Origin of the sequence: Salipiger sp. HF18, assembly GCF_011806505.1 — a bacterium.
In the GTDB taxonomy this organism is placed as follows: Bacteria; Pseudomonadota; Alphaproteobacteria; order Rhodobacterales; family Rhodobacteraceae; genus Salipiger; species Salipiger thiooxidans.
Window position 1 is genome coordinate 1 of sequence record NZ_JAATOS010000889.1, and the last position, 862, is coordinate 862.

1 protein-coding gene is annotated in these 862 nt (G+C 67.6%); it reads left to right on the forward strand.

Annotated features, from left to right (window positions below; translation table 11 throughout):
• Positions 1-518: cobalamin-dependent protein (locus tag HC022_RS27775; protein WP_175583771.1), on the forward strand; the 518-nt coding region annotated here is incomplete at its 5' end.
• Positions 519-862: the final 344 nt, after the last annotated feature.

Genomic DNA, 862 nt, shown 5'->3' on the forward strand with positions numbered 1-862 from the left:
TCGGCCGCCACCGGGCCGAGGTGAAGACGCTGGCGGGGGTCTACGGCGCCGCCTACGAGGGCGACGAGGGCTTTGCCGCCATCCAGAAGGCGGTCGAGGACTTCGCCGAAGAGGAAGGCCGCCGTCCGCGGATGCTCGTGGTCAAGATGGGGCAGGACGGTCACGACCGCGGTGCCAAGGTCATCGCGACGGCCTTTGCCGACATCGGTTTCGACGTGGATGTGGGTCCGCTGTTCCAGACCCCGGACGAGGCCGCGCAGGATGCCATCGACAACGACGTGCACATCGTCGGGATCTCGTCGCAGGCGGCGGGTCACAAGACGCTGGCGCCGCAGCTCATCGAGGCGCTGAAGGCGCAGGGCGCCGAGGACATCATCGTGATCTGCGGCGGGGTCATCCCGCAACAGGATTACAAGTTCCTCTACGACTCCGGCGTGAAGGCGATCTTCGGCCCGGGCACCAACATCCCGGAAGCCGCGCGCGACATTCTCGAGCTCGTGCGCAAGGCGCGGAGCTGAGCAGGGTCTGCGGCCCGGCGCATCGGGCCGTCGTGTGACATCGGACAGGGCGCGGAGGCAGGTCTTCCGCGCCCTTCTGTTTCGGACGCTTGGGGCCGGCGACCCCCACGGACTGCGCCCCATGCGTTCGTCTGGTGGGCCTGCGGTGACGCCACCGCGCACCGCGCACCTTGGCAACTGCGTTCGAACCGGGAGTTTGTCGCGTTTTCGGGGGGCGCGGGCCGCCGCCGCGCGACAGTCCCCTGAAAATCGACGGGGCGAGGGGGCAGCTGCGGCCCCTGACACTCTTTTTCGATTTTCTTGGCGATTTCCGTGGCCTATCGTTTCCCGAACCTTTCTGAAGA